Source organism: Parabacteroides distasonis ATCC 8503 (assembly GCF_000012845.1).
Taxonomy (GTDB): Bacteria; Bacteroidota; Bacteroidia; order Bacteroidales; family Tannerellaceae; genus Parabacteroides; species Parabacteroides distasonis.
Window position 1 is genome coordinate 1,084,342 of sequence record NC_009615.1, and the last position, 16,156, is coordinate 1,100,497.

Consider the following 16,156-nt stretch of genomic DNA (forward strand, 5'->3'; position numbering starts at 1 on the left):
AGGATTCGGGATGAAATAGACATAAATCCAGCTAAATGACCGGATGTCATGGAAATGTCATGGAAATGTCAGCTACTTATCCGGCGATTATTTACGTTGTCGTTGTCTGTTGCCTCTACTTTTGCCCGAAAACAAATCAAATAAGATACAGATATGAAAAGATTTCTGATGATGATGACCTTGATAGGGCTTGTGGGAAACTGGAACTCGACGTTGACCGCCCAACTCGTCTCTCCCGATTCATTGTATTTGAACGAGGACTTACCCGAGATAAACATTGTCGCCGTGAAACCCTTGATAAAGGCGGAGGCGGATAAGACTACTTACAGTATCGCCGAGGACCCGGATTCCAGAACCTATACCCTGCTGGAGATGTTGCGGAAAGTCCCTCTAGTGACCGTGGATGGCGAGGATAACGTGAAGGTAAACGGACAATCCAGTTTTAAGATTTATATGAATGGGCGTCCCTCGAATATGTTCTCCAATAATCCCAAGGAGGTCTTGCGTAGTATCCCCGCCAGCATGATCAAGAAAGTGGAGGTGATAACAGATCCCGGTGCCCGTTACGATGCGGAGGGTGTCAGCGGAATCTTGAATATCGTGACGAAAGGAGCGGAGTTCGAGGGATATAACGCGAGTATAAACACTACGGTGATGAACTTATTTAAGAGTGTCGGTGGTTTCGCTACGCTGAAATATGGCCGATTATCGCTTTCCGGAAATTATACGTTTAGCCAACAATCGTCCGAGAGCGAGTCGGATTATCTCCGTACTCAGTCGGGAGACGGTGGGAAGCTCCGGATGCTCTCAGACGTAGACGTGAAATATCCGGCTCATTATGGAAGTCTGGAAGGCAGTTTCGAGATCGATACATTGAATTTAATCTCCTTGTCCGGAAACTTGAATATCGGAAACAGCAACTCTATTTGGAATAGCCATTATAGCAGGCTTGATAAAGAGGGGGAAGAAATCTATGCTTATAACGAGGATATGAGTAAAAAGAACGAATGGGGTAGCGCCTCCTTAAAAGCGGATTATCAGCGTTTATTCAAACGAAATAAGGAAGAGATGCTAACGCTTTCCTATCAGTATGATTATATCCCGAACGATATCTATAGCGTGTTTTACGATAAGGATAAGATGGGTAATGTCTCGTTACCCCAACTGGAGGCCGATTATACCCGGCAAATCAGTCATGCCCGCACCCATGAGCATACGGCCCAGCTTGATTACGTGAATCCTTTTACAAGTATACATTCCATCGAGGGAGGTTTGAAGCTGATTCGGCGTAGCAGTACGAGCCACGCTACTTCGGAGGTAAAGGAGTTGGGTGAGGGTGTCTGGTTACCCGCAGATTTACAGCCTTTGGTGGAATATCGGCATGTGCAGAATATATGCTCCGCCTATGCGGGATATGGATTTAAGTATGGTAAATGGAGCTTGAACCCCGGCATTCGTATGGAACATACTTGGCAGGACGTGACTTATAAACAAGGCGAAGGCAAGGATTTTAATTATCGTGTAACGGATTGGGTTCCTTCTTGGACCTCCGCTTTCCGCTTGGATGACCGGAGTTTGTTTCGCTTGGCTTACAACTTACGTTTACGTCGCCCGAATATCAGCTATTTGAATCCTACGGTGTTCGTGTCTGGGACCTCTATCTCGTATGGAAATCCGGGATTGGTATCGGAGAAACATCATCGTCTTTCGGCGTCATACAGTTATTACGGAACGAAATTGAATGTGCAAGCTTCCGTGCTCTGCACCTTGGGAAAAGGGGTGATTGATGAGTATCTGTTCATTGATTCGGCGAATGTGGTGAATAGTACGTATGATAATCTCGTGGACGTGAAAGCAGCGGGAGGAAACCTTTATCTAAGCTATAATCCTTCGCCCCGGACAAGCGTGTCGCTGAACAGCATGTTGCATTATCTGGATTTACGGGCGCAGGAGGGGAATGAGGTTTACGATACGGATGTGCGTAATTCCGGCTTTTGTGGCTCTGCTTTTGTCGATTTCTCGCAGAAGTTTAAGTACGGGTGGCGTTTTGTCCTGTCGGGTGGGTACGTGCGTTCCGAGCCGAATGTGGGGATGGACTCGTACGGCTTTTATTTTTACGGCTTGAGTGTGGTAAAGAGCTTCTTGAAGGATAAATTGACTTGTACGCTGCGGGCGCAAGATTTTCTGGGAGATCATAAGACGATACAGATTAACGAGCGATATCCGGACTTTCATATCCGGCAGACCGAGCGTATGTTTAGTCGTGGTTTCGGCATCGCCATTAGCTACCGGATCGGTGATTTAAAAGCGAGCGTGAAGAAGGCGGGGAGAAGCATAAGGAATGATGATCTGTTGGACGCCCTAGATAAGTAGGGCGGGCACAGGCCCGCTCCCTACGGTATCATAACTCGTCCAGCCATTTCTTGCCGGGCTTCGTGTAAAGCCAAGCGATAAATAAACCTGTAATAACTCCTACTACTAAGAATAGGGCACTTAATGGATTTAATATCATATTCTTTTATTTTAAAATTTTATTTCCTAACCAAGCTAATGAATAGGTGACACTAAGACCTGTCATTATCATGACCCAACAACTCTTATCAAAAACATTCTCTTGCAAAAGGAGTATTTCTCCCAATACTATAGCGGCGAAAACCAACTTAGCCAAATCAAAAAAGAACTTCCCTAAAGTCTCCCTCCTGATCTTGTCCCGCTCTTTCTTAATAATTATTTTCTCAAAATTTCCCATTTCCCCATAGTCTCTTGTTTTGGTTAATACTACTGATTATATGTAGGCAAATGTATATATTATCGGCGACCTGCCCAACTTTTTTATGTGGAATCGCTTATTTTCCCTAATTTTGTATCCCTAAAACGGATGAATGTGGAAGAGTATTTGAATCAACTGAATGAGAGCCAGCGGGAAGCGGTGGTTTACAATGAGGGGCCATCCTTGGTCGTGGCCGGGGCTGGCTCCGGTAAGACAAGGGTACTGACCTATAAGATCGCTTATTTATTGCAATTGGGATTGCCTCCCTATAGTATCTTGGCGCTGACCTTTACCAATAAGGCGGCCCGGGAGATGAAAGAGCGTATTGCGGCCATCACCGGTGACCAAACGGCCCGTCGGCTATGGATGGGAACGTTCCATTCCATCTTCTCCCGTATTTTACGGAACGAGGCGGAGCATATCGGTTATCCTTCCAATTTCACGATTTATGACGCCACTGATTCCAAGAGCTTACTGAAATCCATCATCAAGGAAATGCAATTGGACGATAAGGTGTACCGCCTAGGAATGGTGCAGAGCCGGATCTCCAATGCGAAGAACTCCTTGATAACTTATACGGCCTACGAGCAAAATAAAGAGCTCGTGGAAAGCGATATGAACGCCAAGGTCCCCTTGCTCCGGGAAATCTACAAACGTTACCAGAGCCGTTGCCTGCAAGCGGGAGCGATGGATTTCGACGACTTGTTGCTGCAAACCAATATCCTGTTCCGGGATCATCCGGCCGTCTTGGAGAAATACCGGAACTTCTTCCGGTATGTATTGGTGGATGAGTATCAAGATACGAACTTCGCCCAACACTTGATCGTGCAACGGCTTTGCGAGAGACACGGCCATATCTGCGTGGTAGGGGATGACGCCCAGAGCATCTATTCCTTCCGAGGCGCTAATATAGATAATATCCTGCAATTCAAGAATCTTTATACCGGTTGCCGTATCTTCAAGCTGGAACGGAATTACCGTTCCACCCAGAATATCGTGAACGCTGCCAATAGCTTGATCGACAAGAATACACGTCAGATACCCAAAACGGTCTATTCCGAGAAAGAGGCGGGCAACAAGGTGAGTGTTTTCACCTCGTACTCCGATTATGAGGAGGGCTACACCGTAGCCGCCCGAATCAACGAGATGCACGGGATATTAGGGAAATTCTCGTATGCTGATTTCGCTATCTTGTATCGTACCAACGCCCAGTCCCGTATCTTGGAAGAGGCGTTGCGAAAGCGGGGCATCCCTTACAAGATTTACGGCGGTTTGTCTTTTTACCAGCGGAAAGAGATCAAGGACGTGATCTCTTACTTCCGCCTGATCGTGAACCCGCACGACGAGGAGGCCTTGAAGCGAATCATCAATTATCCCACCCGGGGAATCGGGGATACGACGGTAGGTAAGCTTGTTGGCGCCGCTACTGAATACGGGGTAAGTCTATGGACCGTGCTTCAAGCCCCCTTGGAATATTCGCTACCGATAAATAATGGTACAGCTAAGAAACTGAGCGATTTCCGTAGTTTGATTGAAGTTTTCATTGAAGAGAATAAAAAACTCTCCGCAGAGGAATTGGCTACCTTGGTGGTGAAGCGTAGCGGCATCGTTTCCGACCTGTTTCAAGACCGTTCCGTAGAGGGCGTGAGCAAGCAAGAGAACTTGCAGGAGTTGCTGAAAGGTATCGCTGAGTTTTGCGAGATCCGGCGTGAGGAGGGCATGGAGCAAGTCGCCATGTCCGACTTCTTGGCGGAGGTATCCTTGCTCACCGATCAAGATAACGATAAAGAGGAAAACTCCGATAAGGTCACGATGATGACCGTACATGCCGCCAAGGGATTGGAATTCACGAATGTTTTCGTGGTAGGCTTGGAGGAAGACCTATTCCCCTCGTCCCTGTCGAAAGATAACCCGAGAGCGGTAGAGGAGGAGCGTCGTTTGTTCTACGTGGCGATTACCCGTGCGGAGCAAAATTGCGTATTGAGCTATGCGAAGAGCCGCTATCGTAATGGGAAGACGGATATGTGTACGCCCAGCCGTTTCTTGAAGGATATAGACGCTAAGTATCTGGATATGCCTTCGGATGCCGGCGCTTCAGATGCATTCGCCTCGGCCCGTGAACGCTACGGGCGCCCGGCTTTTGCCTCTCCATTCCGGCAACCAAGGGCGGTTGAGGATGATTTCGTGTCGCCGGTGAAGCAAGCGGCACAGCGTCAAGGGCATCTTACGAAGTTAAAAAACACGATGGAATCGTCCTTTTCGGCGGCTCCAGCCACAGATCTATCGGGGTTACATGTGGGTTCCAAGGTTCGCCATGATCGTTTTGGGGAAGGTGAGATTGTCTCGATAGAAGGAGAGGGTGGTAACGCAAAGGCTACAGTGGCCTTCGATCATTTCGGACAAAAGCAGTTACTTTTGAAGTTCGCTAAACTCACTATGTTGAATGATTGACGGTTAGCTTATGGCATGTCTGGGCATGCTACGAGCCGCATCGTATTTCGCACCGCATTTCGCACTACGTTTCGAATGACCAAGGTGTTGGTTTTTAGTTGATTGAATGAAAAAGGTATCGCTTTTTCGCACTGCGTTTCGCACTACTATATATAAGTATATTAGGAAAGATAAGAAAAAAAGAAGAGGCGACGTCACGTCGCCGTTTTTTTCCTTTAAAACACACAATAGTGTTCACGGTTGAATACAATAATGTTCGCCGCCAAACACAATAGTGTTCGTGGCTAAACACAATAGTCTTTAAATGAAAAATATAGTTGTATTTTTATTGCTTTTTCGGAGCGGAAACCTTGCTTTCTCCGAATGTTTTCGCTATATTTGCATATTTATTATGAAATATTGAGATACAGCATGATAGACATCAACAAGATACCCTCGCCTTGCTATGTGATGGAGGAGAAATTACTGAGAAACAACCTGTCCTTGATCAAGAGCGTAAAAGAACGTGCGGGAGTGAATATCATATTGGCTTTTAAGGCTTTCGCTTTATGGAAAGCGTTCCCGATCGTACGTGAGTACATTCCTTTTTCGACAGCGAGCTCTAAATTCGAGGCCCAGTTGGCCTTCGAGGAGATGGGAAGTCCGGCGCATACCTATTCCCCGGCTTATACGGAGGCTGATTTCCCGTTGATCTTGAGATACAGTAGTCATGTCACGTTCAACTCGCTCTCTCAGTTCCATCGTTTTTATCCGATGGTGCGGGCGGATGGTAACCGGGTGTCTTGTGGATTGCGGATCAATCCGGAATACTCGGACGTGGAGACGGACCTGTATAATCCTTGCGCCCCGGGTTCCCGGATGGGGGTGACCGGCGACTTGCTGGGAGATAAGCTGCCGGAGGGTATCGAGGGGCTGCATTTCCATACCTTGTGTGAGTCTACCTCCTATGATCTGGAGCGGACACTGGCCGAGGTGGAGAGGCGTTTCGGCCGTTTCCTGCCTCACGTCAAGTGGCTGAATATGGGAGGCGGCCATCTGATGACCCGTAAGGGCTACGACGTGGAGCATTTAATCGCTTTGCTGAAAGGCTTTAAGGAAAGATATCCGAACTTGGAGTTGATCATGGAGCCGGGTAGCGCCTTCGCTTGGCAGACCGGGTTCTTGCTGACAACCGTGGTGGACATCGTGGAGAACCACGGTATCAAGACGGCGATTATCGACGCCTCGTTCACCTGCCATATGCCGGATTGCCTGGAGATGCCCTACAAGCCGGCTATCCGTTTCGCCACGGATGCCGTGGAGGGGAAACCTACGTACCGGATCGGGGGGAATAGCTGTTTAAGCGGTGATTATATGGGGGATTGGTCGTTCGACAAGCCTTTGGAGATCGGCGACAAGCTGATTTTCGAGGATATGATCCACTACACGATCGTGAAAACGAATATGTTCAACGGCATCCCGCATCCTTCCTTAGCCCTTTGGAGCAAGGACGACCAGCTGGTGATGTACCGTACGTTCGGCTATGAGGATTATAAGAACAGGATGGATTAAAAACAAGCAAAGGGAGGAATATGACCATGACAGCGAATGAGTTGAAATATACATACATGGAGGAAGCCATGAGTATCTTGGATAATGAGGAGCTTATGCGTAAGGCTTTATCGCTCTTGCGGAACTTAAAAGAGAAGACCTTCTCGCCTGCCAAGCGAAGCGAGCGGGAGGTGCTGGAAGAGGCTTTCCAGAGCGTAAAAGACTTGAAGGCGGGAAAAATAACCTCTCGCCCATTGGAGGATCTATTGAATGAGTTATAAGATTGAGGCATTACCGCCCTCCGTAAGGTCCGGATGTCCATCCGTTCGAAATCACAGGGCAAGAGAGGGGGAGCTCGGGTGATAACTTTTACGGTACTTGTCAGCGTTGATGAAGGAACAATTTATCTTGTGACGATGTATGATAAGAGCGAGATTGAGTCTATGTCCGTTAAGGAGATCCGGAAACTACTTGATAAGTGTGATTTGAAGTAAATAAAAACAGAAACAAAATAAATATGGGTATTTTTAGCTTTTTCAGTAAGGACAAGAAGGAAACCTTGGATAAAGGTCTGTCGAAGACGAAGGAGAGTGTTTTTTCCAAGATTACCAAGGCGATCGCCGGTAAGAGTAAGGTGGACGACGATGTGTTGGATAATTTGGAGGAAGTACTGATTACCTCGGATGTCGGTGTAGATACCACGTTGAAAATCATCGACCGTATCGAGAAGCGTGTGGCCCGTGACAAGTATGTCACCACCCAAGAATTGACCACCCTGCTGCGTGACGAGATCGCTAGCTTGCTGACAGAGAACAATACGGAGGATGCCGAGGGATTCGCGCTTCCGGAGGGCAAGAAACCCTACGTGATCATGGTTGTAGGCGTGAACGGGGTGGGTAAGACGACCACGATCGGTAAGCTGGCTTACCAGTTCAAGAAAGCCGGCAAGAAGGTCTATCTGGGCGCCGCCGATACGTTCCGTGCCGCCGCCGTGGAGCAACTAGTGATCTGGAGCGAGCGGGTAGGCGTACCTATCGTGAAGCAGAACATGGGCTCGGACCCCGCTTCCGTGGCTTTCGATACGCTGAGCTCCGCCAAGGCAAACGATGCCGACGTGGTGATTATCGATACTGCCGGACGTCTGCATAACAAGATCAACTTGATGAACGAGCTTACCAAGATCAAGAACGTGATGAAAAAGGTGATTCCGGACGCCCCCCACGAGATCTTGTTGGTATTGGACGGCTCTACCGGGCAGAACGCTTTCGAGCAAGCGAAACAATTTACCGCCGCCACCGAGGTGAACGCCTTGGCCGTGACCAAGTTGGACGGTACCGCCAAGGGGGGTGTCGTGATCGGTATCTCCGACCATTTCCGTATCCCCGTGAAATATATCGGACTCGGCGAGGGGATGGAGGATTTGCAAGTATTTCGCAAACGTGAGTTTGTCAATTCGTTATTTGGAGAATGAGAAAAAATAAAGTAGATATTATTACGCTGGGGTGTTCGAAAAACCTAGTGGACTCGGAGCAACTTATGCGCCAATTCGTTGCCAATGGCTATACGGTAGAGCATGATCCCCATAAGATCAATGGCGAGATCGTGGTGGTGAATACCTGCGGTTTCATCGGCGACGCCCAAGAGGAATCGATCAATATGATCCTCGAGCTGGGCGAGCAAAAGCAGAAAGGACGGATCGGGAAGCTCTTCGTGATGGGGTGCTTGTCGGAGCGTTTCTTGAAAGATCTGGAGAAGGAACTTCCCGAGGTAGATCGTTTCTACGGGAAATTCAATTGGAAGGAGTTGATCTCCGATCTGGGCAAGTCGTACCATCAAGAGCTGGCTACGGATCGTGTGCTCACCACCCCGAGGCACTACGCTTACGTGAAGATCGGGGAGGGATGCAACCGTACTTGTTCTTACTGTTCGATCCCGATCATAACTGGGGCTTATCAATCCCGTCCGATGGACGAGATCGTAGACGAGGTTCGTGGCTTGGTCGCGCAAGGCGTGAAAGAATTCCAGATGATCGCCCAAGATCTTACGTTTTATGGCCTCGATCGCTATAAGCGAATGGCCTTGCCGGAACTGGTGGAGCGGGTATCCGACATCCCGGGCGTGGAGTGGATTCGTTTGCATTACGGGTATCCGTCTCATTTCCCCTATGACCTGTTGCCGGTGATGCGTGAGCGTGATAACGTTTGCAAGTATATGGACATCGCCCTCCAGCATATCAGCGACCCGATGTTGAAGATGATGCGCCGCAATATCACGAAGGCCGAGACCTATGAGCTGTTGGAGCGTATGCGCCGGGAAGTGCCGGGCATCCATCTACGCACCACCTTGATGGTGGGTCATCCCGGCGAGACGGAACAGGATTTCGAGGAGTTGATCCGCTTCGTGAAAGATATCCGTTTCGAGCGCATGGGCGCTTTCGCCTATAGCCACGAGGAGGGTACCTACGCCTATCAGCATTATAAAGACGAGATTCCACAGGAGGTGAAGCAAGACCGGCTGGATTACTTGATGCGTGTGCAAGAAGGCATCTCCGCCGACGTGAACGCCTCGAAAGTAGGGCAGACCTTTCGGGTGATCGTAGACCGGGAGGAGGAGGATTTCTACGTGGGACGTACGCAATACGACTCGCCCGAGGTAGATCCGGAAATATTGATCTCCAAGGATACTCCCTTGAGTCCGGGTAGCTTTTACCAAGTAAAGGTGATTGACGCACAAGCGTTTGATCTGTATGGTAAAGTGTTGAATTGATGTAAAAACTGTCAATATATTTGTCGGTTAACGAAAAAATAACTAATATAGCAGCACGAACTGTTATGGAATTAGATATGAAAAACAAGGAACTTATAACGGAATTGGCGAATCGCATGGATTGGACCTCGAAGGAGGTATCCGACATGCTTTCTGCGCTCAGTTCCGTCGTAAGTTCGAAATTAGTGGATAACGATACGATCTATCTGCAAGGCTTCGGCCAGTTCGAGGTGAAAAAGAAAGCGGAACGTATTTCCGTGAATCCGGCGAACGGGAAGCGATATCTGGTTCCCCCTAAATTAGTTCCCGTGTTCAAGCCCGGAACGACCGTGAAGAATCGTTTAAAGGAATTGGGTGATCATGAATAACCGGCTGAATATACAAGATTTAGCCGGTTTATTATCGGAGCGTACCGGCAAGGACAGAGGAGAGGTAGAGCGCTTCTTGAGAGATTTTATCTCGGTGGTATCCGAAGGGGTCTATACGGATAAGATCGTAAAAGTAAAGGGCTTGGGTACTTTCAAGATTATCTCTGTGGAGAAGCGGGAGAGTATCCACGTGAATACCGGTGAACGTTTCTTGATCCCCGAACATTATAAATTCTCTTTCCTGCCGGATAAAGACCTGCGGGAACAGGTAAACAAGCCTTTCTCTATCTTTGAGACGACAGAGATCAACGAGAACGTGGATTTCTCGGACATGGATGAGTCCGTAGAGGAGAAGGAAGCGGAAGACGAGTCCGTGGAGGAGGTAATGCCGGATAAGGAAATCCCTTTGGCAAATACTCAGCCCAAAGAGAAGCCCGAACCGATACTAGAACCTGAACCTGAACCATTGCCTGAGCCAGAGCAAGCGTTTGATCCGGAGCCGTCATCGGTATCTGAACCGGAACGTGGATTGGAACCGGAACTGCCCGCGGAGCCATCTCCCATACCAGAGAGACCGGAAGAGCAAGCCCGTAGGAAACCGGAGGAAAAGGGGGTATTAATGATCGTCGCCTTTTTGATAATCGTAATCTCTGTATTCTTCTATCTGGGAAGAAATAATTGGAAACCGGCGCCTGCCCAAGAAGAGGTGATAACGGAAGCCAAGAATACGGCCAAGGACACGGTTCAAGAATCAGCTTGGATGCTTCATCCGGACTCGGTAGCGGAGAAGACCCCGCATACGGAACCGGAGCCTTATGTGGAACCGGCGCCAAAACCATTGGGGCAGGTGAAGATCAAGCATGGCGACCGCCTCACCGTGATCGCCTTGGAATATTATGGCAATAAATTATTCTGGGTGTATATTTACCAACATAATAAGGCTGTTATAAAAGACCCGAACAACGTCCCGATCGGTACCGTGATCGAGATACCCGCACCGGAATCGTATGGCATCGATGCCAAGAGCCGTGAGTCGCGGGAGAAAGCCGCCGCCCTACAAACAGAGATACTTGCCGGGGAGTAAGAGAAATCCCCCTTTTTTAAGTAAAATAAAACAAAACGAGGAAGTGTTGGTTAGTATTATTTAACTGCAAAAGTGAAGGATACGAATTTAACATTTCTAATTTTGTGCATCCTAAAAAATCAACGTAAAATTGGGACAATATAATAACAATATAATAGAATAAATCTTATGAGTCAGACAGTAGACATTCGTGAGTTGAATGAGCGAATTGAAAGTAAAAGCTCGTTTGTGAACATGATTACGATGGGTATGGACAAAGTAATCGTCGGACAAAAGCATTTGGTTGAATCCTTGTTGATCGGTTTGCTTTCGGACGGACATATCCTGTTGGAAGGTGTGCCGGGTTTGGCTAAGACACTTGCCATTAAAACATTGTCGTCGTTGATCGACGCTAAATACAGCCGAATCCAGTTCACCCCGGACTTACTTCCGGCCGATGTGATCGGTACGATGATTTACAGTCAGAAAAGCGAAGAGTTCCAGGTAAAGCAAGGCCCGATCTTCGCTAATTTTGTGTTAGCGGACGAGATCAACCGTGCCCCGGCGAAAGTACAGAGTGCCTTGTTGGAGGCCATGCAGGAGCGTCAGGTCACGATCAGCGAGCATACCTACAAGTTGCCGAAGCCTTTCTTGGTAATGGCTACCCAGAACCCGATCGAGCAGGAGGGTACGTACCCGTTGCCTGAGGCGCAGGTAGACCGTTTCATGTTGAAGGTGATCATCAATTACCCGAAGAAGGAGGAGGAGAAACTGATCATACGCCAGAATATATCCGGAGAACGTCCGGAGATCAAGCCGATCTTAACGAAAGAGGAGATCCTCGACGCCCGTAACGTGGTTCGTGAGGTTTATTTGGACGAGAAGATCGAGCGTTACATCGTGGATATCGTCTTCGCTACCCGTTTCCCGGCTGAGGCTGGTTTGCCGAACTTGGCGAGCATGATCTCTTTCGGCGCTTCCCCTCGTGCGTCTATCAACTTGGCGTTGGCCGCCCGTGCGTACGCTTTCATCAAGCGCAGGGGCTATGTGATCCCGGAGGATATCCGTGCGGTATGCCACGACGTGATGCGCCATCGTATCGGCTTGAGTTATGAGGCCGAGGCGAACAACTTGACTTCTGAGGAGGTAATTAGCGAGATCTTGAATAAAGTAGAAGTTCCTTAAATGGAGACAAGCGAATTATTAAAGAAGGTACGCCGTATCGAGATAAAGACCCGTGGTCTTTCCCGTAACATCTTCGCCGGCCAGTACCATTCGGCTTTCAAGGGCCGTGGTATGGCGTTCAGCGAGGTGAGGGAATATCAGTACGGCGATGATATCCGGGATATCGACTGGAACGTGACCGCCCGCTACGTCCGCCCTTATGTCAAGGTGTTCGAGGAGGAGCGTGAGCTGACGGTGATGCTGCTGATCGACGTGTCCGGTAGCCGTGACTTTGGCTCCGTCAACGTCATGAAGAAGGAGGTGATCACCGAGATCGCCGCTACCTTGGCTTTCTCGGCGATACAGAACAACGATAAGATCGGCGTGGTGTTCTTCTCGGACAAGATCGAGAAGTTTATCCCGCCCCAGAAAGGAAAGAAACATATCTTATATATCATCCGGGAGCTGATCGATTTCCATCCCGAGGAGACGAGAACGGATATCAGCCAAGTGTTGAAATACTTGACCAACGCCATCAAGAAGCGTTGCACGGCTTTCCTCATTTCCGATTTTATCGATAAGGAGGGTTTCAAGGACGCCCTGACGGTGGCCAACCGCAAGCATGACATGGTAGCCATTCAGGTGTACGACCGTCGTGAGACCGAGCTTCCCGCCGTAGGCCTTATGAAGATCAAGGACGCCGAGACCGGGAAGGAGCAATGGATAGACAGTTCCTCCGCCCGTGTGCGCGCGGCCTATAAGGAATGGTGGGAGAAACGGCAGGCGAAGATGAGCGATACGTTCAAGAAATGCCGTGTAGACTCCGTATCTGTCCGTACCGAGGATGATTATGTGAAAGCATTGATTGCTCTTTTTGACAAACGTAATTAAAGCAAGCAGATGAAATTGATAAAGAAAAGTATCCTGTTTCTGGTCGCCGCCGCTTCCCTCGTGGGGGGAAGGGCATATGCGCAAAGGCCGTTGATCGATGTCGCTATCGACTCGGCCGCCATATTGATCGGAGAGCAGACTACCTTGCACCTTACGGTAACGGCGGATAAGGATCGCCCCGTGCAGATCGTGATCCCGAACGATACCTTGATGACGGGGGTGGAGGTACTGAACCTCTCCAAGGCGGACTCCACGGAGATCGAGAACGACCGGCTCGTTATCAAGCAGGATGTATTGATTACCTCGTTTGACTCGTCACTCTATCTGTTGCCTCCGTTGAAGGTGATAGACGGGGTGGATACCGTATATTCCAACCAAGTCGCCTTGAAGGTCTCCACGATTCCCGTGAACGCGGACAAGCCGGAGGAGTTCAACGACATCAAGACCGTATGGAAGCCACCTTTCGTATGGGCCGATTATTATCCGATCATTTACGGGATCTTGCTGGCCCTGTTCTTGATTTGCGTGATCGCCTATATCGTGAAACGGATCCGTGCGAAGAAGTCGTTGATCCCATTCAAGAAAGAGGAGCCGAAACTTCCGCCTCACGAGCAGGCCATCAAGGAACTGGATGAGATCAAGCAACAGAAACTCTGGCAGCAAGGACGAAGCAAGGAGTATTACACCTTGATCACGGATACGCTGCGTAAGTATATCGAGGAACGTTTCGGTATCAATGCCATGGAGATGACTTCCGGTGAGATCTTGGACCTGATCCGCAAGAACTCCGAGGCGCAGAGCGTGTACGATAACTTGAGGCAGATTCTGCAATTGGCCGACTTCGTGAAATTCGCCAAGATGAACCCGCTGCCGGATGAGAATGATTTGAGTATGATGAACGCGTATTTGTTCGTGAACCAGACGAAGGAGGAGGAGATGGTGGAGCTGGTTGACAGTCCCCTGTCAGATGAGCTGACAGCCTCGGGTCAAGAGGAGCGACAGCCTGCTGTCAAAGCCGTTGACAGCCCTCTGTCAAATGAGCCGGTAGCCCCGTGTCAAGACGACTTGACACGCTATCAGCCCAAGTCTACGAACGATACAACTAATTTAAAGGATTAAGAGATGGTATTTGCGAATCCTAATTATTTATATTTATTGTTGTTGCTCATCCCGATGATCGGATGGTACGTCTACAAGCTGAGCAAGAGTCAGGCCAGCTTGCAGGTCTCCTCGTCGGAGGCGTTCGAGGCGCCGGGAGCGGTATCATGGATCGTGTACTTGCGTCACGTGCCTTTCGTGTTGCGTATGGTAGCGGTAGCGCTGCTGATCGTGATCTTGGCCCGTCCGCAATCCACGAATAGTTGGTCCAATTCTTCCACGGAAGGTATCGATATCATGTTGGCGATGGATATCTCGGGGAGTATGCTGGCGCAAGACTTGAAACCGAACCGCTTGGAGGCGGCGAAGGATGTGGCCGCGTCGTTCATCAACGGCCGTCCGAACGATAACATCGGTCTCGTGGTCTTTTCTGCTGAGAGCTTTACGCAATGCCCGTTGACAACCGATCATACGGTCTTGCTGAACCTCTTCAAGGATATCCAAAGCGGTATGATCCAAGACGGAACGGCAATTGGGTTGGGCTTGGCGAATGCCGTGAGCCGTATTAAGGACAGCCACGCTAAGTCGAAGGTGATTATCCTTCTGACCGATGGTTCGAACAACGCCGGCGAGATCGCTCCGGTTACCGCTGCCGAGATCGCCAAGACGTTCGGCGTGCGTGTCTATACGATCGGAGTCGGAACGAAAGGCATGGCGCCGTATCCGTTCCAGACCGCTTTCGGCGTGCAGTACCAGAATATACCGGTAGAGATCGACGAGGCTACGTTGAAGCAGATCGCCTCTACCACGGGAGGGCAATATTTCCGTGCTACGGACAACGCCAGCCTGAAGGAGATCTATTCCGAGATCGACCAGATGGAGAAGACCAAGATCAGCGTACAAGAGTACAGCAAGAAGCAGGAGGAGTATAAGAACTGGGCCTTGCTGGTGTTCGCCCTGTTGCTGGTGGAGATCTTATTGAGAAATACATTGTTGAGAAATATACCATAAAGATAAAAGGCTTATGTTTCGATTTGCGCATCCGGACTTTTTATATTTGCTTTTTCTCCTTCCCGCGTTGGTGGCGTTCTACGTGTACGCCATGATCGTGAAGAAGAAAGCGATAAAGAAATACGGTAACCCTACGTTGTTGGCCGAGTTGATGCCCGAGGTATCGACCAAGCGCCAGCATCTGAAGTTTTGGCTGTTGTTCGGAGCCATTACCATGGTTATCTTTATTATAGCGGGGCCTCAATTCGGCTCGAAACTGGAGACGGTGAAGCGTCAGGGAGTAGAGATCATGGTGTGTCTGGACGTATCCAACTCCATGTTGGCCGAGGACGTGTCGCCCAACCGTTTGGATAAGGCCAAACAGATGCTATCCCGATTGACGGACGGCTTTACGAATGATAAGGTAGGCTTGATCGTGTTCGCCGGCGACGCTTTCACGCAGTTGCCGATCACCTCGGATTATATCTCCGCCAAGATGTTCTTGTCCTCTATCAACCCGTCGATGGTCTCTACGCAAGGTACGGCGATCGGTGCCGCCATCAACTTGGCCGCCCGTTCCTTTACCCCGGACGAGACGACCGATAAGGCGATCATCTTGATCACCGACGGCGAGAACCATGAGGACGACGCTATCGGTGCCGCCAAAGCCGCCGCCGAGAAGGGCATCCACGTGAACATCGTGGGAATGGGTGATCCGAAAGGTTCTCCGATCCCCATCCAAGGAAGCAATAATTATATGAAGGATAAGGACGGAAACGTGGTGATCACGAAGCTGAACGAGCAGATGGGTCAAGAGATCGCCGCCGCCGGAAACGGTATGTACGTACGTGCGGACAATACGAACTCCGCCTTGAAAGCCCTTCAGAAAGAAATCGAGAAAATGAACAAGACGGAGCTGGATAGCAAGGTCTATTCCGAGTATGACGAGCAGTTCCAGATTTTCGCTTGGATAGCTTTGTTCCTCTTGATCGCCGATTTCATGACCTTGGATCGTAAGAACCATATATTTAGGAAAGTAAAATTATTCTCTTAATTCGACGAAGT

At 49.3% G+C, this 16,156-nt stretch carries 14 protein-coding genes; 13 read left to right on the plus strand and 1 reads right to left on the minus strand.

From position 1 onward, the window contains the following. Positions 1-153: 153 nt before the first annotated feature. The gene (locus BDI_RS04695) at positions 154-2,373 is read left to right on the plus strand and encodes an outer membrane beta-barrel family protein (protein ID WP_011966253.1); all 2,220 of its coding nucleotides are present in this window, start codon (positions 154-156) and stop codon (positions 2,371-2,373) included. 145 nt (positions 2,374-2,518) lie between these two features. Here BDI_RS04695 and BDI_RS21390 read toward each other — a convergent pair whose 3' ends face one another. Beyond that, positions 2,519-2,749 carry a DUF6722 family protein gene (locus tag BDI_RS21390; protein WP_005857263.1) on the minus strand — a complete coding sequence of 77 codons (231 nt, stop codon included), beginning with the start codon at positions 2,747-2,749 and terminating at the stop codon, positions 2,519-2,521. 129 nt (positions 2,750-2,878) lie between these two features. Here BDI_RS21390 and BDI_RS04705 point away from each other — a divergent pair, with 129 nt between their 5' ends. The 12 genes from BDI_RS04705 (at position 2,879) to BDI_RS04765 (ending at position 16,145) form a co-directional block, all read left to right on the plus strand. Then, on the plus strand, positions 2,879-5,221 hold the full coding sequence (locus tag BDI_RS04705; RefSeq protein WP_011966254.1) for an ATP-dependent helicase: 2,343 nt from the start codon (positions 2,879-2,881) through the stop codon (positions 5,219-5,221). A 411-nt stretch (positions 5,222-5,632) separates the two neighbouring features. Further along, on the plus strand, positions 5,633-6,772 hold the full coding sequence (nspC, locus tag BDI_RS04710; protein WP_005857258.1) for a carboxynorspermidine decarboxylase: 1,140 nt from the start codon (positions 5,633-5,635) through the stop codon (positions 6,770-6,772). 20 nt (positions 6,773-6,792) lie between these two features. Then, positions 6,793-7,032 carry a hypothetical protein gene (locus BDI_RS04715; protein ID WP_005857256.1) on the plus strand — a complete coding sequence of 80 codons (240 nt, stop codon included), beginning with the start codon at positions 6,793-6,795 and terminating at the stop codon, positions 7,030-7,032. A gap of 236 nt (positions 7,033-7,268) precedes the next feature. Then, positions 7,269-8,222 (plus strand): signal recognition particle-docking protein FtsY, encoded by a 954-nt coding sequence (gene ftsY / locus BDI_RS04725; protein WP_005857252.1) that lies wholly within the window; start codon positions 7,269-7,271, stop codon positions 8,220-8,222. Then, positions 8,219-9,517, plus strand: a complete 1,299-nt coding sequence (gene rimO / locus BDI_RS04730) for a 30S ribosomal protein S12 methylthiotransferase RimO (protein ID WP_011966255.1) — start codon at positions 8,219-8,221, stop codon at positions 9,515-9,517. The genes ftsY and rimO overlap by 4 nt, the downstream gene beginning before the upstream one ends. A gap of 77 nt (positions 9,518-9,594) precedes the next feature. Continuing rightward, positions 9,595-9,885 carry an HU family DNA-binding protein gene (locus tag BDI_RS04735; RefSeq protein WP_008778384.1) on the plus strand — a complete coding sequence of 97 codons (291 nt, stop codon included), beginning with the start codon at positions 9,595-9,597 and terminating at the stop codon, positions 9,883-9,885. Beyond that, complete coding sequence (locus tag BDI_RS04740) at positions 9,878-10,969, plus strand: HU family DNA-binding protein (protein WP_008779808.1); 1,092 nt, start codon at positions 9,878-9,880, stop codon at positions 10,967-10,969. Before BDI_RS04735 ends, BDI_RS04740 begins: the two co-directional genes overlap by 8 nt. 168 nt (positions 10,970-11,137) lie before the next feature. After that, positions 11,138-12,133: an AAA family ATPase gene (locus BDI_RS04745; protein ID WP_005857243.1), complete on the plus strand. Its 996-nt coding sequence runs from the start codon at positions 11,138-11,140 to the stop codon at positions 12,131-12,133. After that, complete coding sequence (locus BDI_RS04750; protein ID WP_005857241.1) at positions 12,134-13,003, plus strand: DUF58 domain-containing protein; 870 nt, start codon at positions 12,134-12,136, stop codon at positions 13,001-13,003. It begins immediately after the preceding gene. A 9-nt stretch (positions 13,004-13,012) separates the two neighbouring features. Continuing rightward, complete coding sequence (locus BDI_RS04755; RefSeq protein WP_005857239.1) at positions 13,013-14,122, plus strand: hypothetical protein; 1,110 nt, start codon at positions 13,013-13,015, stop codon at positions 14,120-14,122. A gap of 3 nt (positions 14,123-14,125) precedes the next feature. Beyond that, positions 14,126-15,112 carry a vWA domain-containing protein gene (locus BDI_RS04760; protein ID WP_005857237.1) on the plus strand — a complete coding sequence of 329 codons (987 nt, stop codon included), beginning with the start codon at positions 14,126-14,128 and terminating at the stop codon, positions 15,110-15,112. 13 nt (positions 15,113-15,125) lie between these two features. Further along, positions 15,126-16,145 carry a VWA domain-containing protein gene (locus BDI_RS04765; RefSeq protein ID WP_009275121.1) on the plus strand — a complete coding sequence of 340 codons (1,020 nt, stop codon included), beginning with the start codon at positions 15,126-15,128 and terminating at the stop codon, positions 16,143-16,145. Positions 16,146-16,156: the final 11 nt, after the last annotated feature.